Annotated in this window: 17 protein-coding genes and 3 pseudogenes; 7 read left to right on the top strand and 13 right to left on the bottom strand. The window is 34.8% G+C overall.

The window, feature by feature from the left end; all coding sequences use genetic code 11:
- The 3 genes and pseudogenes from SAGCYANO_RS13170 to SAGCYANO_RS13160 all read right to left on the bottom strand — a co-directional run.
- Nucleotides 1-865: pseudogene (locus tag SAGCYANO_RS13170) on the bottom strand (hypothetical protein); the annotation flags it as partial.
- A gap of 783 nt (nt 866-1648) precedes the next feature.
- A complete protein-coding gene (locus SAGCYANO_RS13165) occupies nt 1649-1876 on the bottom strand; it encodes a hypothetical protein (protein WP_202220500.1) in 228 nt (75 codons plus the stop codon).
- A gap of 293 nt (nt 1877-2169) precedes the next feature.
- Nucleotides 2170-2676: a hypothetical protein gene (locus SAGCYANO_RS13160; RefSeq protein ID WP_202220499.1), complete on the bottom strand. Its 507-nt coding sequence runs from the start codon at nt 2674-2676 to the stop codon at nt 2170-2172.
- A gap of 1188 nt (nt 2677-3864) precedes the next feature.
- Here SAGCYANO_RS13160 and SAGCYANO_RS47535 point away from each other — a divergent pair.
- The 3 genes from SAGCYANO_RS47535 (at nt 3865) to SAGCYANO_RS13150 (ending at nt 5362) form a co-directional block, all read left to right on the top strand.
- A complete protein-coding gene (locus tag SAGCYANO_RS47535; protein ID WP_255502556.1) occupies nt 3865-3993 on the top strand; it encodes a hypothetical protein in 129 nt (42 codons plus the stop codon).
- Nucleotides 3994-4205: 212 nt separating this feature from the next.
- Complete coding sequence (locus tag SAGCYANO_RS13155) at nt 4206-4424, top strand: hypothetical protein (protein ID WP_202220498.1); 219 nt, start codon at nt 4206-4208, stop codon at nt 4422-4424.
- A 308-nt stretch (nt 4425-4732) separates the two neighbouring features.
- Nucleotides 4733-5362 (top strand): hypothetical protein, encoded by a 630-nt coding sequence (locus tag SAGCYANO_RS13150; RefSeq protein WP_202220497.1) that lies wholly within the window; start codon nt 4733-4735, stop codon nt 5360-5362.
- Between the two features lie 409 nt (nt 5363-5771).
- Here the strand turns inward: SAGCYANO_RS13150 and SAGCYANO_RS13145 are convergent, their stop codons facing one another.
- The gene (locus SAGCYANO_RS13145; protein WP_202220496.1) at nt 5772-5948 is read right to left on the bottom strand and encodes a hypothetical protein; all 177 of its coding nucleotides are present in this window, start codon (nt 5946-5948) and stop codon (nt 5772-5774) included.
- Nucleotides 5949-5951: 3 nt separating this feature from the next.
- Nucleotides 5952-7556, bottom strand: coding sequence for a B12-binding domain-containing radical SAM protein (locus tag SAGCYANO_RS13140; RefSeq protein WP_202220495.1), 1605 nt, complete (start codon nt 7554-7556; stop codon nt 5952-5954).
- A 1759-nt stretch (nt 7557-9315) separates the two neighbouring features.
- On the opposite strand from SAGCYANO_RS13140, the gene SAGCYANO_RS13135 reads away from it, so the two are divergent.
- Together SAGCYANO_RS13135 and SAGCYANO_RS49205 are read left to right on the top strand one after the other, a co-directional pair.
- Complete coding sequence (locus SAGCYANO_RS13135; RefSeq protein WP_202220494.1) at nt 9316-10719, top strand: GUN4 domain-containing protein; 1404 nt, start codon at nt 9316-9318, stop codon at nt 10717-10719.
- Between the two features lie 515 nt (nt 10720-11234).
- A complete protein-coding gene (locus SAGCYANO_RS49205; RefSeq protein WP_202220493.1) occupies nt 11235-12194 on the top strand; it encodes a DUF192 domain-containing protein in 960 nt (319 codons plus the stop codon).
- A 1698-nt stretch (nt 12195-13892) separates the two neighbouring features.
- Here the strand turns inward: SAGCYANO_RS49205 and SAGCYANO_RS13125 are convergent.
- The 3 genes from SAGCYANO_RS13125 to SAGCYANO_RS13105 form a co-directional block, all read right to left on the bottom strand.
- Complete coding sequence (locus tag SAGCYANO_RS13125) at nt 13893-14855, bottom strand: NAD(P)-dependent oxidoreductase (RefSeq protein ID WP_202220492.1); 963 nt, start codon at nt 14853-14855, stop codon at nt 13893-13895.
- Nucleotides 14856-16154: 1299 nt separating this feature from the next.
- Nucleotides 16155-17219: a uroporphyrinogen decarboxylase gene (gene hemE / locus SAGCYANO_RS13110; protein ID WP_202220489.1), complete on the bottom strand. Its 1065-nt coding sequence runs from the start codon at nt 17217-17219 to the stop codon at nt 16155-16157.
- 1184 nt (nt 17220-18403) lie between these two features.
- Complete coding sequence (locus SAGCYANO_RS13105; protein WP_202220488.1) at nt 18404-19783, bottom strand: NB-ARC domain-containing protein; 1380 nt, start codon at nt 19781-19783, stop codon at nt 18404-18406.
- A gap of 295 nt (nt 19784-20078) precedes the next feature.
- On the opposite strand from SAGCYANO_RS13105, the gene SAGCYANO_RS13100 reads away from it, so the two are divergent.
- Nucleotides 20079-20681, top strand: coding sequence for a DUF6232 family protein (locus tag SAGCYANO_RS13100; protein ID WP_202220487.1), 603 nt, complete (start codon nt 20079-20081; stop codon nt 20679-20681).
- Between the two features lie 70 nt (nt 20682-20751).
- On the top strand, nt 20752-21138 hold the full coding sequence (locus tag SAGCYANO_RS13095) for a hypothetical protein (RefSeq protein ID WP_202220486.1): 387 nt from the start codon (nt 20752-20754) through the stop codon (nt 21136-21138).
- A 1125-nt stretch (nt 21139-22263) separates the two neighbouring features.
- On the opposite strand, the gene SAGCYANO_RS44665 is transcribed toward SAGCYANO_RS13095, so the two are convergent.
- From SAGCYANO_RS44665 to SAGCYANO_RS13075, 5 genes and pseudogenes are all read right to left on the bottom strand, one after another.
- Nucleotides 22264-22422 (bottom strand): hypothetical protein, encoded by a 159-nt coding sequence (locus tag SAGCYANO_RS44665; protein WP_237396125.1) that lies wholly within the window; start codon nt 22420-22422, stop codon nt 22264-22266.
- A gap of 66 nt (nt 22423-22488) precedes the next feature.
- Nucleotides 22489-23034 (bottom strand): hypothetical protein, encoded by a 546-nt coding sequence (locus SAGCYANO_RS13090; protein ID WP_202220485.1) that lies wholly within the window; start codon nt 23032-23034, stop codon nt 22489-22491.
- Nucleotides 23035-23112: 78 nt separating this feature from the next.
- Nucleotides 23113-23940 carry a DUF429 domain-containing protein gene (locus SAGCYANO_RS13085; RefSeq protein ID WP_202220484.1) on the bottom strand — a complete coding sequence of 276 codons (828 nt, stop codon included), beginning with the start codon at nt 23938-23940 and terminating at the stop codon, nt 23113-23115.
- 301 nt (nt 23941-24241) lie between these two features.
- Nucleotides 24242-24574 (bottom strand): annotated as a pseudogene (locus SAGCYANO_RS13080) (zinc ribbon domain-containing protein); the annotation flags it as partial.
- Between the two features lie 291 nt (nt 24575-24865).
- Nucleotides 24866-25732 (bottom strand): annotated as a pseudogene (locus tag SAGCYANO_RS13075) (RNA-guided endonuclease InsQ/TnpB family protein); the annotation flags it as partial.
- Nucleotides 25733-25878: the final 146 nt, after the last annotated feature.

The following is a 25878-nucleotide window of genomic DNA, read 5'->3' as shown; positions in this document are numbered from 1 at the left end:
AAATAGTAGCAAAAGTTAAAAAAGTAGAAATCGATAATTTTGCCCCTACCTTAGCATCATAAATTAACTTATCAAACCATTCAACTAATCCCCTTTGTAAACATTGTAAAATCAATGCCAATTCAACTAAATTACTAGCCTCAATACTCGCCTTACTCGCAAATTCTACAATCGACTTTTCCAGAGCAATAGTATTAAATAAACCCTCTGGAAAAGAACTATTTACCTGTTTTGCCCATAATACCCACGGTCCTCGTTGTTCGGGAGTACCACCAAATCCTAATTGACCCTTACTTTGGTCATAAATCCAACTTACCAAATAAGGTTGCAGTCGTTGCCAAGCTTCAAGACCTTTAGTAATACCAGTCGAAAACTGTTGCAAATCTTTTTCTAATTCAGAGTCAGCAGTTTGGAGTTTTTGTCCGTCTAGACTTTTAGCCAGTTTTTGTAGTTGATTGAGAGTTAGAGGTTGTTTTTGGTTAGGGTCAATAGCATTGAATAAAGTAGTCAGGCGATCGCTAGACTCAGCATTAATAATTTCTTGTACAGATGAAGCGATCGCTTCTTGAGTTTGATTTAGTTTTTCCCACCGCTCCCATTCTCCTTGAATAGTTTTCAGTGCCCGCAAACGACGATTAGCTTTTGCTTGTTTTAACTCATCAGTTTCTGTATCTACTTGGTTTTGGACAGTTTGCAGACGTTCATCAAAACAACGTTCAAAAATTTCCCCCGTACCACTGCTAACTTCTTTTACCAGCATTTGATATACTTGTTCTTTAGAACGAATTTGACCTTTGAGAGTAATTTCTACAATGTGGTCGATTAAATTGAGATAGCGTTCCTGCCAAGAAATAGATTCTGTCATTTCAGTTATCAGTTATCAGTTATCAGTTATCAGTTATCAGTTATCAGTTATCAGTTATCACTACCTCCTGCAATAAGGAGGTTTGACATCAGGAATATTCTCTTTTCTCTTGGTCTCTATAGATATGGCGTTTGCTAGCGCACAACTACGTTAACGCGTTTGCGGTAGCATTCCGAAACGGAAAGCGTCCCGGAGGGAACGGAAACTCGCCCTTGACAGAGCCGCTCCGCTTTATATGTTGCGGAGCAAAACGCCATCTCTCGACCGCTTTTTATCCCCTGAAAAGGGCAGTGCTAATTCTTTTTCTTCAGAGAATATTATTATGAAATACATTTAATTGTGCAAATATACGAATCTCCCCATCTCCCTGTATAAATAGATTCCAAATGGGTTCTATAGGTTTAATTCCTACCTGCTTCAGCTGTAGTTTCTACAAGCTTGTTGAGGTTTGACCTCATCCACTTTTCCTATTTTTTATTCCTTCGGTTCTTCCTTCTTGCTTCTTACCGAATAATTAATAATTAATAATTAAATAATTTTGGTTTCAAGCCTCCCTTTTAAGGGAAAAAAGCGGTCGTTTTGCTTCGCATAACTACGTTAACGGCTGTCGCCGACATGGCAAGCGTAGCATGACAAACGGAAAAAGCGCAGCTTCCCGTAGGGTGGGATGGATGGGTTTCCTAAGCATATCCAATGGACTAAGAGAAGAAATAATATTTCCTTATATTCAATTCCGTAACGGTTAAAACCCGAGGTAATTATCAATTATCCATTATCCATTATTTATATATTTACCACTACAAACATTTCATTAATCATATCTTCCATATCATCTATATTTACATAATTAGGACCTCTAACAAACTCTTTTAGTGTAATTTTCCTGTCTTTAAAATCTTTAACAAAATTATGCAATTCTTGCAAAGAATTTAGGTCTACTTCTATTTCTGCAACTAACATTTCCATCAAATTTTCTCCTTGTCGCTTTGCTTTGCGATACTGTTTTACCATATTTCCTTGAGGAGTATTTTTCACTTCTCGTAATTCTGATTTAACTTGTTCATACTGCTGAGATAATAGTTCAATTTCTTTCTCTAATTGTTCGCATTTTTTTCACTATCATTTTGGGAAAACTTAATTTTTCTCTTGATTTTTATCTCTTTCAATCTCTAGTAACCGAGCTAGATCGCCACTTTGATAAGCAATATTAATTTCTTTCATTATTTCAGTATAGAAAACACGAGTTTCATTATCGCTAGCTTTATCTGGGTGAAATTTATCGGCTAATTTTAAGAATATTTTTCTCAGGTCTCTACTGGGACGTGGTTGAGAAATATCTTCATTTTCATAGTAATGATTATTTTCTCCAAAAAATCTTTCTCTGTTGTCTGTTCATCATCATCTCTATCTTCATCTTGAAAATTTACTGATGATGACCGTTTGAAATATTCTGGCCGGGGAGAAATTTTACCTGTTAATTGTAAGACTTGATAAATCTCTATCACTTCTTGTTTTTGACGTTTTCCTAAACGTTTATTACTTAAAATTTTTTCAAATAAACCATGAATTTTTTGATCTAGACTATTTATTTTTTCATAAAATGGTCTACTTTTTTGAACCATTTCTTGAGTAAGTGTTTGCATTTGTTGAGTTAGGTTAGACAACTCAGTTTTTTTACGTTTGATTTTGGTCAGAAGTTTTTTATGTTTTTCGTTGAGGAAATTAATCCTAGCATGAATAGAAGAGAATGATAGGGCATTTTCTTGAGGTTGAGAATTAGAAGTGGCTTTTTTTTGAGTTTTTCTTGGCATAGATAGTAAGTATAATAATAAAAATTTTGGCAATTTAATCTTTTATAGTTTATCGTAATTTACTCAATGTGTCATCTGAGTCAGAATATATAGCAATTCCCAAGAAGAGTGAGGTACGCGCATTCCTTTGCTTTAGGGAGTAGGGAGTAGGGAGTAGGGAGTAGGGAGCAGGGAATAAAAAAGAAGAAAAACAACTGTACCTCAGTAACTTGAGAACAGTTAAAAGTTAAAAGTTAAAAGTTAAAAGTAATATCTGACTGAGCTTGAGCATTTATAAATTTCCTAACCTATTTGCGTAGTGCTATAGTATCTCTAATTGATTCAAAAAGCTAAGATGCAAATTGTTTCTTACCAAATATTCAAAATCATTAGACATCTCCAGAAAAGAGGGAATAGGGAATAGGTATGGAGGGAATAGGGAACCCACCCTAACCCCTCCTGGGAGGAGAACCCACCCTAACCCCTCCCTGGAGGGGAAAGAATTGATAATTTATGTACGATAATTGATTTTATTTTTTATTGTTGGAGATATCTATTAACAAAAAAAACAGGGGATGTTATCCCCTGTTGCCAACAGAATTTACCAACAATATGCTTTTTATTACTTATTTCTTCGTCTTTAACAGACACTTTTACCGAGTAGATTAATATGCTTAACTGTTTTCAGTAGACTTTACATAATTAATTTCCTTTTTTAACTTAAGGTTATGAGTATTTCAAGTTTTTATCGGTATAATTTTGCTATTTATTGTGAAGTTTTTATTGTAGAGTTAGAGTTCGCTTGATGTTCTAATTTTTTTAGATTATGTATAGCTTTCATTTTTATATTGAACTGTAGCCCAATTTCATAAATCATTCTCGTAAATTCCTCTGATTTGAAACAGCTTATCTATTACTTACTAATACTAACCTCTGAGTTCAAACTAGGTTTATTGCTTCATTAATTTATAGATTAATACTATTCTCGAAAAAAAGCAAGCCTTGTTAAGGTTATTCATAACTTTGTTTTATTAGAAAAATTTAATGTCAACCTGGAAAACCTTAATTTTAAAGACTTTGAAAGGAGTAAGAGAGTAATTTTAAACTTAAAAGACAATGCTCTACTCAGGTAATTGAATAGGTATTTATTCTCAAACAATTAAAGTTATATTATTTGGATTAATCGCATTTTATCAGTGGAATAGATTCATGAAAGTCTGGGACGTACAGTCAGATGTCGAAAATTTTGCTGCTATTCATTTAACTGGAGATGCTGGGACAATACTAGATTTATATGAGCAGTGGCCTTATTTTGAAGGTCATATCAAATCCGGTTGAATACTTATTATATGAGATGGGGGATGGGGAGATGGGGAGATGGGGGGATGGGGAGATTTAAGGCGAGAAAGTGTGGATAGAATTATAAACATATACTGTATAACCGGATTCTATATCAGAAGTTTGGAGATACTTGGCCAAAGTATCAGGCAAAGTTTAAAACTCTAAATGCTCCTGGAAGTTTTAAAAGAGCTGTTGGAAACTTCGTGGACATGGATTCTGGAATTTTAGTTTGTGATAATATTTCGTTAATAAAATTAAAAAAGCTGATTTTAAATGAGGTAGAAATTTTGTCTATTGACGTTGAAGGCTTTAATATGAAAGTTTTAAATATTATCAACATAATTGACTGTTTAGATGAAAAAAAAAGTGAATGCCTATACTTTAAAAACAGCCATAAGGTTATGCGAGTAAAAAAAATACTCATTTGATACAAGTCTTTTAGATAATGTTGCGCTATTCAAAGTTCCTCAACTTGTTCGTAGTTATATTTTTGCGACAGATGCTTTTCGCGAACGAGTTTTGGAAGAAAAGTTAACTGGATTAAAATTTACACTATTATATAGTGACGAGTAATATCATGTCCGCTGGGGCGCGTTTGTGTAAACCCAAGGGTAAATATCTACAGGAAATTTAAGTTTTTTCTTGCTCTTAATCTTCCTGACTCTTCCCTCTTCCTTCTTCCTTACCTTCGCACTTAACATACCGATACTAGGACATAATATAAATCAGATAATGAGTGTTAACTATTACTAATTATTCTTTAATGTTTACTGGAATTATTCAAGAAACGGGAAAAGTTTATCAAGTTCGTTCACAAGGTTTGGGATGTGAATTAATTCTTGATGTTTCTGATAGTTTATATACTGAAGTGGAAATCAAGTCTAATATTTCTGTCAATGGGCGGGCATTAACAATTTTAGGTAAAGAGATATTAGGAGAGTTTTATCTATTAAAGTTTTATCTGGCTTCGACAAAAGTTGCTGCACAATATGAAAGGCAGAAAAAGCTAAATTTAGAAAGGTCTATTCGTTTGGGAGAAGAAATTTCTGGGTCTTTATTTTATGGTGTACCTTCGGGATATTGTCAGTTAACTTCTAAAGAGAATTTATCAGGGGGAGGGATAAAAGTTGAAGTAGTTTGGCAGAATGATTTTGTTCAATATCTTGATGTTAAAGACCTGGTTTGTTTGGATGGAGTACTGTTAATAATTAGGGAGATGAGCAAATTTTCTTTAGTGTTTGATATTTATCCAGAAACAGTTAATTTGACTAATTTGGTAGAAAAGGAAATTGGAGAATATTTTGCGATTGAAATTGACCCAATGGTTAAAAAGATAGGGCAAATTTTAGCCAAAAAACTCAGTTGAAAGCTGATATCAAATCTGGTTAAACAGTTATAGAATAGACATCTCCAGAAAAGAGGCAGTAGGCAGTAGGCAGTAGGGGAAAATAATTGATGATTTCTGGATAATAATTGATTTTATTTTTGATTTTTGGAGATGTCAAATAATTAACTCTTTAGGAGTTAAGAGTAAGGAGTAGAGAGAATCACAAATATTTAATAACGATTGGAGAATTTTTTTTATGCCTAACTCCCCCAGACCCCAGATATGAATGGTAAAGTATTTGTAGTGCTGGCATCTTGCCCGCGACTGGTGTACCTTACTAATCAGGACTTACGCTGTAAATTGGGTAGTCCTGCATAGTAATGATACACAGCAAAGAGAGACGTTACTAATGTGTGGGTATGATTTGTATTTTTTGACGGTTACTAAACTATTGAATGACAAATATTTGAGATTCTTCAGTTTTTCTTTTCATACCTTGATTCAGTAACGCCCAAAGAGGAATAACTGGCACGGGAGCAAGATGCTCCCACTGCTGTGTCTGGTAAAAAACATTGCCGGACAATGCACCACTACCATAAATTTTATTAAACCCCTCTACTTGCAAACTTTAAGCGGCTTCTTCTTTTACCTTTTCCAATTTAGGTTTTTCTGCTTCCTTCTCTATGAGATTTAACTGTTTATTCTCAGCTAAATATTCAGCTAACTGTGCCTCAATATTCTCTTTGACAATATGACGATACTCATAAAAATGTTCTATATGAGCGCAGGTACTAATATAACGTGGCAAAATACTAGGATTATGTTTTTTAATACTAAACAAATGATGCCAAAACTTCCAACGAGTTTTCCGCTTTATTCCCTGTCGCCAGCAAATAATTAATAACGCTCGCAACTCCATCCAACTTGGCATTTTTGTAAGACCTTTAGCAGTGGGGGCACCCATCATCAGAAAATGCCGATAAGTTCGGTCTAAAAATTTTTCATGGTCGTACAATTGCCAGAATGCTTCTACATACTCCTTTGCAATATTTTCTATTGGTCTGGTGGGGATAAAATTCATCAGTGTCACTTGATTAGCATTAGCACCTTTATCTAAAAGGCGACCTTCCTTTTTCAGACGATGCCAAAGTGCGGTATTTGGTAAGACTTGCAACATACTAAACATGGCAGTGGGAATAGTTGTCTCTTCCACAAATTTAACGATGCGATCGCCTGCTCCTGGTTTTTCTCCATCGAAACCGATAATAAACCCTGCCATTACTCTGATACCAGATTTAATAATTTTCTCTACTGCTTCATTGAGAGGGTTACGATTATTTTGATATTTGTGGGTTAACTCTAAACTATCTTCATCAGGAGTTTCTATTCCCAAAAATACTGCTCTAAGATTAGAATCTACCATTAATTGCATTAATTCTGGGTCTTCTGCTAAGTTAACGGAAGCTTCGGTAGTCATTTTAAATGGATATTGATGTTCTGCTTGCCAAACTTTTAATTCTTTGAGCAACAATTTGACGTTACGTTTGTTGCCAATAAAGTTGTCATCCACCATAAATAGAGAACCACGCCATCCTAAATTGTAGAGATAATCTAATTCTGCTAATAATTGTGCTGGCGTTTTGGTACGGGGTTTGCGACCATACAGAACAATAATATCGCAAAATTCACATTGGAACGGACAACCACGGGAAAACTGAACCGACATAGATTCATAATATTCCATTTCCAATAAATCAAATCTGGGAATAGGGGTAATTGTCACATCTGGTTTATTCCCATCTGCACGGAAAATACCTTGAGTTTCCCCCCGCTGAATAGCATCGATAAACATTGGCAAAGTAATTTCCCCTTCGTCCAGAATTAGAAAATCTACACCACTGTCCAGTTGTTCTTGGGGTAACGCTGTGGGATATGGACCACCACAGGCCACTAATTTATTGCGTCGTTTTGCTTCTCGGATTTGGTCATGTAAGTCTTCTTTTTGGACAATCATGGCCGAGAGTATGACTAAATCTGCCCATTGCCATTCTGCTTCTGTGACTGCCCTAATATTTCTATCTACTAATTTATATTCCCATTCCTGGGGTAAGATTGCTGCTACTGTTACTAGACCTAACGGAGGTAGCATTACTTTGCGATTTATCAGTTCCAGAATTTTTTCAAAAGACCAAAAAGATTGGGGAAATAAGGGATAAATTAATAAGACTCGCATTAAATATTAGTTCCTCAGATTAGGATGAAATATCAGTTTCTACGGATTAACTAACTTTAACGTTATTAAGTTAATTTCGGTATTAATTAAACATTAAGAGGAGTTAGGAGTCAGAATAGTAAGGAGTTTTTTCAAATCATCAATACTAAACATAGCTTCTCACTCCTGACGATTTATTTCTAGTAATTTTTCTAGGAAATATAGTCTGGAATATGGGAAATAATTTGTTTGATTTCTTTTCCTCAACCCAACCTAAAGTTTGATTTAATTCAAGTTAGCAATAACTGGTAGAAATTGCTCAAATTATAATTATAAAATTTCTGCAATTTCCTCAACATAAAAGTCTTTCCTTAACAAATCAGGAATAACTTCTATTTTTGTCTCTGTTATTAATAATTGAGAAAAAGAGTTTTTTTAAATCATCAATACTAAATATAGCTTCTAACTTCTGACGATTTATTTATAGTGATTTTTCTAAGATATATAATCTGGAATACGGCAAATAATTTGTTGGGTTTATTCTACGGATAATCTCCGCTAAATTTGCCTTAACTCAACCAACAGTTTGAGTTAATTCAAGTTAGCAAAACTGGTGGCACTTGCTCAAATTATAATTATAAAGTTTCTGCAATTTCCTCAACATAAAAGTCTTTTTTGTAAGCATTCAGCATTCAGCTATCAGAAGAGTGCTTTTAGTTTAGGGTCAAAGCTTTATTACAGGACTTACGCAAATTGACTTTTAAACAACCATCTGTAGGGGCGAATGGCATTCGCCCTCACCATAAATAAAGTCTCTGCGTAAGTCCTGATTAACTGTCTTACTACAAAAGTTGCCTCCCTTACCCTTAAAGTAAGTTGTTAATTTAAACACTGTCCTTAAAGATAGAGTCTTTTTGTTGATAGCTAATAGCTGTTAGCTCCGTATTCCGCAGGAAATGCTTACCCTTTTCTTAACAACTTAGGAATAACTTCTATTTTTGTTTCTGTTATTAATAATTGAGAAAAAGAGTTTATTCAAATCATCAATACTAAATATAGCTTCTAACTCCTGACGATTTATTTCTAGTAATTTGTCTAAGATATATAATCTGGAATACGGCAAATAATTTGTTGGGTTTATTCTACGGATAAGCTCCGCTAAAGTTGCCTCAACCCAACCTAGAGCTTGAGTTAATTCAAGTTAGTAATAACTGGTGGAAATTGCTCAAATTATAATTATAAAGTTTCTGCAATTTCCTCAAAATAAAAGTCTTTCCTTAACAAATCAGGAATAAATTATATTTTTTTCTGTTATTAATAATTGAGAAAAATAGTTTTTCAAATCATCAATACTAAATATAGCTTCTAACTCCTGACGATTTATCTCTAGTAATTTGTCTAAGATATATAGTCTAGAATACGGGAAATAATTTGTTGGGTTTATCCTACGGATAAGCTTCACTAACTTTGCATCAACCCAACCTAAATTTTTTTAAATTAAAACTTAATTCCAGACTTCAAAAACTATTTAAAAAGCGATTTGTGCTACTGTACTTTATTAACCTGGAATGCACTGTATCAATTATCAATTATCCATTATCAATCTATTCAATGTAAGTGTGCTAAAGTGATTATAGTAGATTGGCAAAAGTAAGAATTAAAACTTAATTCCAGACTTCAAAAACTATTTAAAAAGCGATTAGTGTTACTGTACTTCATCAACCTGGAATGCACTGTATTAATTATCAATTATCCATTATCAATTATCCATTAATTTATTATGTCTCAATGTCTGAACCCAGAATGTCTAACTATTAATCCCGATAATTTTCAGTTCTGTCAAAAATGTGGAGATAAACTATTACTTGTAGAACGTTATTGGGCAAAAAGTATTCTCGGACAAGGTGGTTTTGGTCGAACTTTTTTAGCTGTGGATGAGTTTAAACCTTCTAAACCTCCTTGTGTAATTAAACAGTTTCTTCCTCAAGCTCAGGGAACGGAAACTGTGGAAAAAGCTGCGGAGTTATTTGCACAGGAAGCGGAAAGGTTGGAGTTGTTAGGAAAGCATCCACAAATTCCGGAACTTTTTGCTTATTTTTCTGTGGATAGTCGTCAATATTTAGTACAAGAATTTATTCAGGGAGAAACCCTGCAACAAGAGTTAGATAATCGTGGGGTTTTTCATGAAGGTCAGATTCGAGAATTGTTAATAGATTTATTATCTGTTTTGCAGTTTGTTCACGGTCATAATGTGATTCATCGGGATATTAAACCGGAGAATATTATTAGGAGAGAGGCAGATAAAAGGTTAGTTTTGGTTGACTTTGGAGCTTCTAAGATTATTCCGAAAACTCAACGTCGGACGGTGACTGGAACGGTTATTGGTTCGGCAGAATATTGTGCCCCAGAACAGTCGATGGGAAAGGCAAAGTTTGGGAGTGACTTGTATAGTTTAGGGGTAGTTTGTTTGCATTTATTGACTGGGATGAGTCCCTTTGATTTGTATGATGTAATGGAAATGGAATGGGTATGGCGAGATTGTTTAAATGGAAATTTTGTAAGTGATGAATTGGGTAAAATTTTAGATAGTTTGGTGGCGCAAAAACCGAGGCAACGTTACCATAAGGTTGAGGATATTTTGGCTGAATTAGGGTTTACTAATTCTTCTGTTTATACTACTGAAAATAATCAACAATCTCCACAAAATTTTGTTTCTACTGATGCACTTTTGGTTCGATTTATAGGGGTAGACTATACTCAATTGCGTAATTTATTAGCAGCAGAAGAATGGAAAAAAGCAGATGAGGAAACTGAACGTTGTATGCTGAAAATTGCAAGACGAGAAGAGGAAGGTTGGTTGAGGAAGGAAGATATAGATAATTTTCCTTGTCAAGACCTGCGCAATATTGACCATCTTTGGGTAAGATACAGTCATGGTAAGTTTGGCTTTTCTGTGCAGAGGCAGATTTACCAGAATTTGGGTGGTAGTAGGCAGTATGATAAAGAAGTATGGGAAGCATTCGGCGATCAAGTGGGATGGCGTAAAGAAGGAAATTGGTTGAGGTCTTACTACATCTTAAATATAAGCGGAAGCAGACTAGAGGTATTCAGGGAGGGATATCTCCCCCTAGTCGATAAGGTGATAAATTATCTTGTGGAGAGACTTGTAGACTGTAACATATAACCGTTTCAGCCGTCTGAGATTCAGTTATCAGTTTTTAATAACCTATTTATCGCTCATCAGATACCAGTTCTTCCCCCTTTCTATGACAGAAGTTATTGTCATTGCGAGGCGGTTATAGAAACAGTTAACCTCTAGGATTTACCATTAACTTAGCCGAAGCAATCTCCCGTATGATAGAAAAGACTGCTTCGGGGAGTCTATGGGTGCTTCACATAAAACAAATGCTTTTCCTTCCCCCCTCGCTGCGGACATTATTATTCTCAGAGATTATCATTGCGAGGCAGTTATAGAAACATTCCACTACTGGACTACATCCATCCGTGTATCCGTGGCCAAATCTGTGTCTAGCGCTATATTCATTTTGTGAAGCTCAAAAAAATCTGTTACCGGAATCTGCTTGCAGCTTCTAAATAATTTTGATATGCTTACTTCTATAAGGGTTAACTCGCCTATACACATGACTTTTTATTCAACTAAAATATCTTTCTCCTAGAGACTAATAACTGATAACTGAAATGACTAATATTCAAGGTACACCAGGTATTGATTTTCTCAGTGGCACTCCTGAAGATGACATAATTGCTGCTTTGACAAGTAAAGATATTGTTCAAGGTTTCGGGGGGAATGACCAAATCTTCGGCAACCAAGGAACTGATGTTCTTCAAGGCAATCAAGGAGATGATATTTTATATGGTGGACAAGATGCCGATACAATTTTTGGCGGGCAAGGAAATGACTTGATGTTTGGAGATTTTGGCCCTGACTGGTTAATTGGTAATTTGGGTAGCGATACTATGAGTGGAGGCGAGGGTGATGATTTATTTGCTATTGGTAGACGTGGCGGTCTATCTTCTACTGGTGGGGTGAATATTACAGATGCAGATGTAATTACAGATTTTGGTAATGGTGGCGATCGCCTAATCCTAACTGGAGGGTTACAATTTAGTGAACTGAATATTATTTCTTCTGAGAGTAATACTATTATTCAAGACCGAGTAACGGGAGAATATTTAGCAGTTTTGTCAGGGGTGACAAGTCTTGAGGAGTCAAGTTTTAGTTCTATTTTTGGTGAGGTGGAATTAGGTCAAATGTTACCTATTTCAGCACAGACGAGTTTTTCTGGTCAGACTATTAATTTGGAGGTGGCACAAACTCCACTTGAACAGGGGATAGGTTTAATGTTTAGGACTGAGTTGCCAGATGATCGAGGTATGTTGTTTGAGATTAACCCTCCTCGGACTGTGAATTTTTGGATGAGAAATGTGTTTATTAATCTGGATATGGTGTTTCTGAGGAATGGGGAGGTACAGGCAATTTTTTCTAATTTACCTCCTTGTGAATCTGAACCTTGTCCTACTTATGGACCTAATGTTCCTGTGGATGGAGTTATTGAGTTGAGGGGGGGAAGAGCTGCTGAGTTGGGTTTAAGGGTTGGCGATCGCTTAGATATTCAGCCTGTTTTGTTGGCTATCTAACTAATTTTTTGTGTTTTGATGTTTAGGTTATTAGAGTACTGTTTTTTTTGCGTTGAATAAAAAGTCATGCGCATAGGCGAGTTTACCCTTATAATTCTATACTATCACAGTTTTTTGTTTATTGCCAGGGAAATCTCCTCTGATTTTTTTTGAGCTTTAGAAAATGAAAAATGAAGAGAGCAAATTTTTCTGAGTTGAGGAGTTGAGAACTTTCTACTTCTTTAGTTATGGAAAATATTTCTAGTTCTCAAGAGGTGACGATATTTTCCATATCATCTATCGTTACACTTTATATTTGTTTGAACCTCTATTACCCTGTTTCTTGCGTTGAATAAAAAGTCATGCGCATAGGCGAGTTTACCATTATACTTCTATACTACCACAGTTTTTTTGTTTGTTCCCTGGGAATTTCCTCTGATTTTTTTGAGCTTCAGAAAATGAAGCGAAGAAATTTTTCTTTTCTGACTTGAGGATTTGAAAGCTTTCTACTTCTTCTCAGAATATCGGTAAGAGTAGGACAAAAAATTGGTAGTTGAAGGGTGACTAGATTAATTAAGTGTTGAGTGGCGATATTTTCCCATTCATCGTCACACTCTATACTTTGCTTGAAACTCTGTTATCCTGTTTTTTTGCGTTGAATAAAAAGTCATGCGTATAGACGAATTTACCCTTATACTTCTATACTATCACAGTTTTTTGTTTATTCCCTGGGGAATTTCCTCTGATTTTTTTGAGCTTCAGAAAATGAAGCAAAGAAATTTTTCTTTTCTGACTTGAGGATTTGAAAGCTTTCTTCTTCAGTTATAAAGAAAATATCTCTAGTTCTCAGGCGTATCAGCAACAGTAGGACAAGAAGTTGGTATTTGAAGAGTGGCTGGATTCATTAAGTGTTGAGTGGCGATACTTTCCATATCATCCATTGCCACACTATATATATCTTTGTTTGAAATTACTCAGTTTTTTTGTTGAATAAAAAGTCATGTATATAGACGAGTTCACCCTTATACTTCTATACTATCACAATTTTTTTGTTTATTCCCAGGGAATATCCTCTAATTTTTTGAGCTTCAGAAAATGAAACGAAGAAATTTTTCTGAGTTGAGAATTTGAGAGCTTTCTACTTCTCTAGTGCAGGATGGCAAAAATAACTAACCAGTTACAAAATCCTAGAAGTTTTATCAATCAATACTTTTGACTTTTTGATTTTGAATTTTGACTTGCGCGTAGTGGCTAGTTATGAAAAATATCTCTAGTTCTCACGGGTATCAGTAACAGTAGGACAAGAAGTTGGTAGTTGAAGAGTGGCTGGATTCATTAAGTGTTGAGTGACGATATTTTCCACATCATCTATAGCTACACTTTATATTTGTTTGAAACTGTGCGATCATGTTTTTTTAGTTGAATAAAAAGTCATGCGTATAGGCGAACTTACCCTTATACTTCTATACTATCACAGTTTTTTGTTAGTTGCCTGGGAATTTCCTCTATTTTTTTGAAGCTTCAGAAAATGAACAATGAAGGGAGCAAATTGTTCTGAATTTAGGAGATGAGAACTTTGTATTTCTTCAGTGATGGAAAATATCTCTAGATCTCTAGTTCTCAAAGTATTAGCAAGAGATTGCTAAACTATATCTTTGAAACTTTCCAGTTACAAAATCCTCAAACAATTACAAATCAAAAATGATTGACTTTTAACTTTTAACTTTTAACTTCCGCGTAGCGGCTAGTTCTAAAAATATCAGCAACAGTAGGACAAAAAGTCGGTAATTCAAAAGTAGCTGGATTAACTGGATTTTGATATGTAAAATCACGATATTCTAAACAAAATCTATCCCAAGCAGCTATTTGAATTTGAAATACTACAATTATTAGTTCTATCAACCAAGGAGACAAATTAAACTGAAAATATACTCGCTTCTTCAGATATGCACAAATTTCCGTAATTGCCTGATTAACTGTAACTTGTGTATTTCCCAAAACTAATTTCTGAAGTTCCTGAGACTGGGGTGGGTTTTCCACTAGATAAGTAACGACTCTAGCAATATCCTCAGCATGAATAAAATGGAAACTACCATCAGCTTTTAACCACCTAATTAAACCAATATATCTAATTATTTCTGGCAAACCAGAGGAAAGATGAGAATAAGGTTTTTTATCATCTCCACCTAAAACTAAAGTAGGAAAAAGACAAGTTAGAGGAGGTACATTCTTGAGTCGAGATAACTGATACATACAGTCATATTTAGAGCGGATATAATCAGTACCAATCTCACCAGCTTTTCTGAGTAATTTGTTTTGACTGTCAAGAATACTAGCTGTAGAAAAATAGATGATATTTTCACATACTTCTGGATTGAGTAATTTGACTAATTTAATTGTTTTGACAACATTTATATCAAATACTTCCTGTAAGTTTCCCCAAGCAGTAGCAATGAGAATAGCTACATTAATTTCTGAAAGTAAGTCTGAAAATCTTTCAATTTCTCGGAGATTTGCTGTTAAAAGATTTACACCCGAACGAGCTTTATAATCAACTTTTAACTTTTCCGGGTTTCGCACTAATAAGAAAAGTTCGTGTTGAGTATTTTGAATTAATGACTCAACAATATAGTGACCGATACACCCACTAGCACCAGTTACAAAAATCCGTTTATGGCTCATAAAAAAATATTTTCAGTCTTAGATGATAAGTAAAATTCCGGTTATAAGTAATTTTTTACTGTTGATACTATCTTCTAGACTATAGCAAATAAATTTTATGTATCCAAAGAGGTTTACACTCTTTCTTAGCTATTTTAGGTAAAAAAATCTGATTTTAGCTAACGGTAAAAATACGGATGTGTAATACTATTTATCAAAAACTTTTCTACATTTTCTTAAGTATGGGAGTAGGGGAGTGGGTAGGGACGTTGCATGCAAGGTATGTACAGGAAGAAGTAAACATCAGAATAATTAACATTAAATTTGCTCAAATTAGGAAAAAGACGATTGAGTTAGTGTTAATTATTTAATAACTGAAGTGTTACCTAACTATAGAATTAATGGCTGGGAATTGGTATAAGACTAATTTGAAAAAAGAATGTTACGAATAATAAGTGCAATAAAAAAAATTTGCAGGAAATTCCCCTTTGACAAAGCGGTGCGACCCCGCGACGACGCCAGTCGCAAGCGGTCGGACCCCGCGACGACGCCAGTCGCAAGGGAACGCCGACCAAGAGAGGGAACGCGCACCAAGAGAAAAAGAGAATTTATGACCTAAAAACTGGTATTAAATCTATTCCCATACGACTCCTGACTCCTGAGGACTGACTCCTAAGAAGTACCCTACCTATTTGTAACAAACATTTATAAAATTGGTATAAGACTAATTTGATCGAATAATATGATAAATAATAGGAATAATTGCCGGACTTTCTTTTTGATGTCTATCAGAGTGCGAAGCAAGATACCCTCCCTAAATCAAGTTTCAAATCTGTCACTAAGAAGCTAAATAAGTAGGTATAGTTTGCACTATTGTTTTGGCTGAAAATTTACTCAAAGTTGACTTTCATTCCTGATTTCAGCAACGCCAAAAATGCTTTTTGGTTGCCCGTACTAACTGTAGTCTATCTATGTGAAAAGCGCTATAAAACTAAGACAACACAATATTATTTCTTCTTATACCAATTTTAAAAAAGAATGCTATGCTTAGGTGAAACTTCAATTATTAAGTAATTAACGTAGGTGAAATGGCAGTTTTGATAATTACAACCTAGGAAACTGTCAATTATTCTTATGTTTACTTCTCCCCCACTCCCCTACTCCCCGCTCCCCTACTCAAGAAACTGTAGCAAATATTTATGAAATTGGTATTACTTCTTCCTTCTTCCTTCTTACTTCTACTAAAATATAGGGGCGAGTATTAACCCACCCCTAGACAAAGCAAAAATTAATGGAAATCTCAAATATGGTTTAATTTAACTAAGCTGTCACTGCTAGTAAATTGCTGACCTCTTTGGCCGTTTTAAAGAAGAACTCTACATTTTCTTCAGGAGTCTTCTGCAACACACCATGTCCTAAATTTAATATATGACCTTGGTTGCCTGCTTTGCGGATAGTTTCTAAAATGCGAGATTTGATAAACTCTTTAGAACCAAAAAGTACTCCGGGGTCTATATTTCCCTGTATGCCAATATTTTTACCTAGGCGTTGTCTTGCTTCGCCGATGTCTACTGTCCAGTCTACACTAACTATATCAACACCAGTTTGGGGCATTCTCTCTAATAATCCAGCACTGCCATTAATATAAAGAATAAAAGGTGTATTGGGATGAGTTGCCTTAACCTGTTTGACTACTCGTTTTTGATAAGGCAAGGCAAAAGTTTCATAATCTTGAGGACTAAGTTGACCTGCCCAAGAATCAAACATTTGGATAACTTGTGCTCCACTATTTATCTGGTAACGAGCATAAACGGCGATCGCGTCTGCTAGTTTACCGAGAAACTTATGCAACATTTCTGGTTCGCAAAAGGCCATTCTCTTGATAAAAGTATAATCTTTAGAACTTTTACCTTCTATGGCATAAGCTGCTAGAGTCCAAGGTGCCCCAATAAAACCTAAAATTGCTGCTTCGTTCTTAACTTCTCTTTTGAGAATTTGTAAAATTTCCCTAATAAAAGGTAGAGACTCTTCTGGTTCGATGGGATGAAGTTGGTCTATTTGAGATTGAGTGCGAATAGGAGGGTCAATTATTGGTCCTTTACTTTCGACAATATCAAAATCAATGCCTATTGCTGGTAGGGGGGTTAAGATATCTGAGAATAAAATTACTCCATCTGGTTTAAATGCGTGGAAAGGTTGCAGAGATATTTCCACAGCAATATCTGTATTTTCGGAACGCTCGCGAAATGAGGGATATTTCTCTCGTAAATCTCGATAAGATTTCATGTAACGTCCTGCTTGTCTCATCATCCATACAGGTGGACGGTCTAAGATTTCACCCTTAGTTGCTCGTAATAAATATGGTAGTTGGCTAGATTCGGCCATCTTTATTTTACCTTCTACTTCTCAAATTTTTTATCTAAATAGCTAGCAAAGCATAAGGTTGGGATATAACAAAAGTCTCAAACTCAAATTTTCAAGATAGCCTTTCCCTTTTGCCTTCTGCTATATCAGTATCAGTAGGTCAATATGATTGTCCTGATTAGTTAAGTTTACAAGGACGTGACATCTGTGGAAATAGTCTGGTTGGGATTGTAACGAAAGTTTACTATTAAGAAAGGGAGTGGGGAGTGGGGAGTAGGGGAGTGGGGGAGTGAGGGAGTGGGGAGTAGGGGAGTGGGGAAGTGGAAGAGAAGTAAAAAGATGAATAATTAATACACTCCTAACTAATAATTATTAAAAAAGTTATTCGGCTTGTGTTAACTACTTAATAATTGAAGTGCTACTAACGTATTAGCAACACTTTTGATATTTGCTATTAATTACTTAACCTGCTGTAAGTTATAAAATTTCGTTGCTAAAATTATTCAGAAAAATTACTTAATCTGGCATTTTAGGGAATAGGCAATAGGGTACAGTTCAACAATTAATAATTAATAATTAATAATTAACAGTTACCTGTCTTTGAAAAGAAGAGGATTGATTCAAAGGATTTTTTTTCTTGTTTATCTTCTAAAGGAGAGGTTTTAAAATTTAATTATTCGGTAAAAATATTTATTCGGTGAATTTAAAACTTTGAAAATTCTGAAAGGTAGTAGGGAGTAGAAAATAGGAGGCAGGCAAAAAATATTTATTTCTTCAGTTTGACCGCATTAACTACTGAACCTGCTTTCATTAATTGATAATTGATAATTGATAATGGATAATTGATAATTACCTCTGGTTTTAACAGAAACAGAATTGAATATAAGGAAATATTATTTCTTCTCTTGGTCGATTGGATATGGTTAGGAAACCCATCCATCCCTCGACCGCTTTTTTCCCCTTAAAAGGGTCGGCTTTAAACCAGAATTATTTAATAATTAATAATTAATAATTAATAATTCGGTAAGTTATCAGAATTCGTGGCTAAAATCATTAAAAAATTACTTAATTTTGCTTTTTAGGGAATAGGGAATAGGGAATAGGGAATAGGGAAAAGACAAAAAATCTTTATTTGGTGAACTGAAAGCTTTTAACATTCTGACTCCTGACTCCTGACTCCTGACTCCTAACTGCTATTAAATGGTTTAGTTTTGCATCTGAAAGTTTTTCATATATTCTTTGAATAAGGGGGATAGGCTAAATAAGGTATTGTTGGTTTTTATTTGATTTAATAAGTATCGTCTTTTCAGGGATTGTAATCCATTGATAATATCTATAGAGGATAATGAGCAGGATTTTTTTAAGTCTTCTATGGAAAGATTTTCATCGGATTTACTTATTTTTAAAACTATTTGTTTTTCTATGTCTGACATTTTCTGATATGAGGTGTCGAAAAGTAGTTTCATTTCTTCTGTGATAATTAAGTTCCCTTCAGCTATCAGTTGAGATGCTAGGTCTTGAAAGATATCTTTGATTAAAGTACATATATATTGTAAGTATAAGGGATTGCCTAGATATATATTGTTTAATTTCAACCAATAGTCTCGGTCTTGTAGTTTATATTCTTGGATTATTTCTATTCCGGCTGAATTATCTAAGCCTTCTAATTCTAAACATTGAATTGGATATAATTCTCGGTCTAAGGCTGTCATTTCTTGAGCTTTTTCTTGACTAATTAATATTACACAACTTTGATGTTCTGTTTGAGCGATCGCTTGGAAGAGGTTTTGATATTCTGTGTGTTGAGTTTGATATTGTCCGGCAAATTTTCTACTGATAAATATATTTTGTACGTCGTCGAGAACAATTAAACATTTTTGCCTAGATAATAAGTCTAAAAATTGGGTGAATTGTTCGTCTGAGATGAGAATATTTTGATTTTGGAGACTGATTTTTTTTAAGAGGTCGGTCATTAGAGAGTTTAGAGATTTAACAAGTTTTAAATTTCTCCAAATTACTACATCGAATTGTGGGATATTCAAGTCAATAAATCTTTTGACTAGGGTTGTTTTGCCAATACCGCTTAATCCTAATACTGACATCAGACGAGTTTTTTGATGGAGGATATAGTTGGATAAAATTTCTAGTTCTTTAGTACGTCCGTAAAAGTAAGTAGGATTAATTGTAGGGGCAATACTTAAATCCTGAAAAGTTGTTTTAGCTGTATCTTTAGTTTGAGAATCTTGAGAATATTTTTGATATTGATATAGAGTTTGTGACCCGAAGTTAAAATTACAATTAGTTCTACAAATAGACGATTTTTCTTGTATCTGTAATCTTTCAATAGTAGAGCGAAAATTAGATTTATTTATATCTTCTCCTAAACTTTCGGAAAAAGTTTTCCATAGTTGATAACCTACATCTCGAATTCGACTTTCACTACGGTTACATTCTTGTGCAATATTTTCATAAGTTTTACCTTGCCAAACGCCTTTAATAACTGTTTCTTGAATATCATCTAAATGTTTTCCTCTATGAGCAAAAACTAGGCGATCGGCAAATTGCAAAATTTCTGTAATACTCATTGAGTTTAGATTTAATAATAGTTTTAGCCATTTTAGCTCATTCTCATAGGACGTTTTAGGATATTTTCCTATATTCGCTTGATTTTTATTTACAAAAATCGCGATTTAAGCAGGCAATTTAGTATAGTCAAAACTAGATTTAACTCTTAAACTATGTCTTAGGGTATGATGGAAAATTTTCTAATTCAATATATGATTAGTTAATATTTTTAGTCTATCTGAACTAAGTTGTACAGCTTGAAAAAAGCTGACAGCTAAGTCCTAGTACAAGAATAATTTTGAAGTCAATTGAAGGGTGGATGATAATTTACCAAAATCGTATCCTGAACCAGAAGAAGTAGAAGTATCGGTTTTAAAAGTTAGAGGAAAAACCTTAATTTATAAGGATACTGTTTATCAAATTAACAACATCACCAGTATTCGTTATATTGAATTGAAAACTACTGAAAAAAGAACTAAAAGGTTTTCTACTTTACGATTTATAGGTGCTGGATTACTAATATTTATAGCTATTATATTACTTCAATCTCCAAACAAAAATTTCCAAATATTTGGCTTACTATTGATAATTGTTGATATTTTGCTATTGTGTCATCATCGACCTAATAAAACTTCTCAAAAGTATGGTCTAGTTATTGAAGGCAATTCTGGCTATAAAAACATTATAGTTAGCCCCAATTCAGGCTGGATTAGGACAGTAATTGTTAATTTATGCGATGTTATGAATTCTGAACAAGGAAAAATAGGAAAAATAAACAAAAATTTTAATTTTAAGAACTGTTCTATTGAAGATAAATCTGTTAAATTTGAAGATAAATCTGTTCAAGTTGAAACCAGCGTTGGTTCTAATTTCGTATCAGGTGAAGTAGGGGGAGATGTAGTCTCTTCTATTGACTAATATTTCCAATTAAAAAGTATCAAATTATTTTTAAATCAACAAATTTTTCATAAATTAATGGAGGTTAAATATGGAAGACAAATCTATAAAAGTTGGAACAAGTTATGGTTCCAATTTTGTCACAGGTTATGTTCAAGGAAATGTTACTGCTTCTATCAATGAATTACCAGATTCTTCCGAAGCAAATAAGCCAGGAATTAAAGAAGCTTTGACTCAACTTAAAGCAGCAATTGAAGCAGAATCAAATTTGAGCCAAGAGGATAAAGAAGAAGCTTTAAAGGAATTACAAAGTCTGGCAGAAGCAGGAAAAAATCCCCAGGAAAACAAACAAAAAGCAAAAGGAGTAATTAGATTTTTTAAAGGCTTATTTACAGAGTTACCTAAGACGGCAAAATTAATTCTACAGTGGGAAGAATTATTACCAGCGATCGCCAGTTTCTTTGGATTTGAAAATTAGGATATATGAGCAAATCTTCAGATTACGAAAAGACTACTAAATTGGCGATGAATTAAAATTTATTCCCGACTTTTACAGGTCATAAAATTAGACAAAAAATTTACCATTTGTCCGTTGGGTTGATAAAAAAAACTGAATAAAAATAGAGATGTATCTCAATATTTTTTCCTCTTCCCTTTTACTGATAACTGATAACTGATAACTGATAACTGATAACTGATAACTGAATATGTTTGGTTGCGCTGTCCCTTAACCCAACCTACGGTACTCCCAACTTTGACAAATCATAAAATTAGACAAAAAATTTACCATTTGTTGGTTGGGTTGATAAAAAAAACTCAATAAAAGTAGAGATGTATATCAATCTTTTTTCCTCTTCCCTTTTACTGATAACTGATAACTGATAACTGATAACTGAATATGTTGGGTTGCGCTGTCCCTTAACCCAACCTACGATATTCCCGACTTTTACAGGTCATAAAATTAGACAAAAAATTTACCATTTGTCGGTTGGGTTGATAAAAAAAACTCAACAAAAATAGAGATGTATCTCAATCTTTTTTTCTCTTCCCTTTTACTGATAACTGATAACTGATAACTGATAACTGAATATGTTGGGTTGCGCTGTCCCTTAACCCAACCTACGATATTCCCGACTTTTACAGGTCATAAAATTAGACAAAAAATTTACCATTTGTTGGTTGGGTTGATAAAAACTCAATAAAAATAGAGATGTATCTCAATCTTTTTCCTCTTCCCTTTTACTGATAACTGATAACTGATAACTGAATATGTTGGGTTGTGCTAGCGCTTAACCCAACCTACGGTATTCCCGACTTTTACAGGTCATAAAATTAGACAAAAAATTTACCATTTGTTGGTTGGGTTGATAAAAACTCAATAAAAATAGAGATGTATCTCAATCTTTTTTCCTCTTCCCTTTTACTGATAACTGATAACTGATAACTGAATATGTTGGGTTGTGCTAGCGCTTAACCCAACCTACGGTATTCCCGACTTTTACAGGTCATAAAATTAGACAAAAAATTTACCATTTGTTGGTTGGGTTGATAAAAAAACTCAATAAAAATAGAGATGTATATCAATCTTTTTTCCTCTTCCCTTTTACTGATAACTGATAACTGATAACTGATAACTGATAACTGAATATGTTGGGTTGCGCTGTCGCTTAACCCAACCTACTTTACTCCCAACTTTCACACAGGATAAAATTCCGAAAAAATTTACCATTCGTAGGTTGGGTTGATAAAAAAAACTCAACACAAATAGAGATGTATCTCAATCTTTTTTCCTCTTCCCTTTTTCCATCACTTTATTTCTTTATTTCCATCACTTTATTTCTTTATTTCCAAGTTCAAACCCATTTTTTTTAACATAAACATAAGGAATAGTTGTGGCCTTAAAGTCAACTATATTAGCTGCATTTTGTACCCACTCACAATAAAGTGGGTTTAATTGTTGATAAATTTGTTTGAGATTTTGTATTTCTGCTTCAAGTTGATTAGCTTTTTCGTTGACTGTTTTAACTTGCTCCTGTAATTCTTTTCCCCCTTGGTAAACTTTTTCTTGTAGTTCGTGCCATTCTAGTCGAGATTTTTTTGGTGCGAGTATAGTTTTTTTCTGATTAAGTTGTGCTTCTAATACTTTGAGAGATTGATTAATTTCTTGTAATTCTTCTTGCCACTTTGCAGCTTCTTCAGCATTTTTTTTGCGAAATTCTGCTAGTGTTTCAGGAGTATTATCTGGAGGAAAACTAACATCTATTCGGAAAGAGGAACGTTGATGACGAAGAGTATCTACTTCGGTCTGTAAAGTTTCTATTTCTGCTTGTAAAGTTTCTACTTCTGATTTGAGTTCTGCTATATTTTCTTTCATATATTTGAACAGGGTTTAATTTAGTATAAAGAGGGCAGGAATAACTAACCAGTTACAAAATCCTAAAAGCCTTACTAATCAATACTTTTGACTGTCAGATGTGCGTCTTACATTCTGAGGTCCCCTCAGAATTACGCACTCGCTTTTGAATTTTGAATTTTGACTTCCGCGTAGCGGCGCTAGTCGTTCAGGAACTACTATATATCCGGTGGTGTCATCGCCCAAAACTAAATTTTTTGCTTGACCCCAATACCACCAGTATGCACCAATATAAGCACAGATTAAACTATCTAATTTATCTTCTGTAATTTTGAGGGTAGCTATACTATTGATATTTTCAGTATCTAGGAAATTTTCGGAAATTTCTAGAGTTGGTTCCAGGGTAGTTAAGATATTTATTATGTATTGGTGCAGTTTCAAAAGTTCTGATTTACGGTCTGCTAATTTCCCTTTTTTGTATTTCAAAATTTTTTCTAAACCAAATAAATTAACTATAGCTGGATGAGGATAAACTTCGATTTGAAAACGTCCTGGTTGTTGCGGTTCAATTGTTGGTGCATGAATAAATCCTTTAGCTGTCAAACTCATGCCAAAATTTACGGTTTTCTGAGCAAAAGGACGGTTAAGATTTGCTGGATAACATCCTGCATGATAACGACCAAAATATTTATGAGTAAGTTTATCTGGTAGTCTAGTTCCTGTTTGATTTGGTATTATTGTTGGAGCATCTACGGCAATTAAAGCAGGAGTTGGTAAGGGAGTTAAATTATCAATCCAATTGAGAATATCTTCAGTTTCTAATATGCAGTCTAAGTCTAATATTTTTAACTTTTGGTCTGAGTATTGTAGACAGCACAAACCACTTTTTCCCGACCGCCAACCGAGGTCTATTCCGATAAATTTCATAGTGAAGATACAAGTCAAAAGTCAAAAGTAAGAAGTATAGCGCTGCGCGCAGGCAACAGGCAATAGGCAACAGGCAACAGGCAACAGGCAACAGGGGGAATTACAGAAAAATCAAGGGACAAATATACCCGACTACCTCCTCTATAAATTCTATTCTCCCCTACTCCCCCGCTCCCCTACTCCCTCACTCCCCCACTCCCCCACTCCCCTACTCAAGAAAGGAATAGCCATACCTAAAGTAGTCGCCCTAGCCGCCATAAACATTGTTAAAGCTAACCATAATATATGATTACTTTGTGAACTACCAACACTCCCCTAACGGGTGAGTGTTGGCTTCCAGCTTCACAGAAGATTGCCGCATCTTGGATTTACGTCCGCGAGTTGGTCTTACATCCTCTCCACTGGCGTTAGCCTCCCCCGTCCCAGAGGAGGACAGCAGTCTAATACCTTCAGCCCTTATATTCTGTGCTGCGTTCCCATCTCTATCATGGTGGGTTCCACAACTTGGGCAAGTCCAAGTTCTAACCTCTAACGGTAATTCTTCTATTTGATAATGACAGTTAGAGCAAAGTTTGGAACTAGGGAACCATCTATCTATTTCTATGAGTACTTTTCCCTCTTTTTCTAATTTATAGGAGAGGAAATTTACCGAAAAATTGGGTTTAAAGCCTCGCCCTTGTAGGGCGACTTTTTATTTTATTTGCAAGTGAATTGAATATATGCTACACTATTATTAGTTGCCGGGGGGCACTCGGAAACTCTAAACGGACCTGGAGGGAAGCGTCAGACTACCGCCAAGGAAGCAGCACCCTGTGTTAGCGACAGCTATGCGAAGCAAAGCGTCAACCCGCCGAAGAGCTACGGCTCAGTAGGAATCCCCGTGCCTTTAGGCCGGGGAGGATGTCAAAAAGGTTCCCCATTAGGTATCAGATATTGCTTTTGCTAGTTTGTGGTTACGAACCATGCCCTTGACATTTAGATTTTCAACTACCACAACTTGATTGTTATCAACTATCTTTCTAGATAGCTTGTGTAAGTAGTCTTGGCGGACATTGCTTACCCGTTCGTATACCCTAGCTGTAATCTTGTTAGCTTTATTTTTTCGGTTGCTGCCTTTTTGCTTACGGGCTGCAATCCGTTGTTTTACGGCTAATCTTTTTTGATACTTGTACAGGTGTTTAGGATTGGTGTATTTAGAAGTTTTATCACCATCGTAGGTAATTGCAAAATCTTTAATTCCTAAATCAATTCCTATCACCTTACCATCTGTACTTGATGTTGAATTATCCCCATCGTATTCCATCAACACAGAGGCATAATATTTACCCGATGGGCATTTGCTAACCTTGACTGTTTTGATAGTTCCATCAAGGGGGCGGTGGATTTTAGCTTTCACTATTCCAACAAACCCTGGGAATTTTAAACAATTGTCAACTTGTTTTACCTTCTGCGGATACTGGATTGACTGGCGATGACGATAAGATTTGAATCTAGGGTATTTTGCTCTACCCTCAAAAAAATTCTGATAAGCACGACTAAGATTGAGACTTACAGACTGTAAAACCTGTGAGTGACAATCCTTGAGCCATTCAGTCTCTTTATTTTTTTTGAGTGCTGGCAACATTGAATTTAGTCCAGATTGAGACAAGCTTTTACCAGTTGTTTTATAGGTTTCAATGCATTGACTTAGCCCATAATTCCACCACCAACGCGCACAACCAAAATGCTGTGCAAGTATCTGTTTTTGTTGGTCTGTGGGGTACAACCTTACTTTCACCGCTTGTCTTTTCACCGTGACTTCTCCTAATTATCGACCTGTTACTATTATATACTATTTGCAGTAACAATATTCCGGAAGATTGTAAAAATATTCGCTGTCCTGCTCAGAGCAAAAATTTTTACCGCCTTATATCCCGCCGCTTCCCTATCGGGTAAGCG

The organism is Okeania sp. KiyG1 (genome assembly GCF_014132355.1).
Taxonomy (GTDB): domain Bacteria; phylum Cyanobacteriota; class Cyanobacteriia; order Cyanobacteriales; family Microcoleaceae; genus Okeania.
Note: the sequence above shows the minus strand (reverse complement) of the source record. Positions and strands in the feature narration are given on the sequence as shown.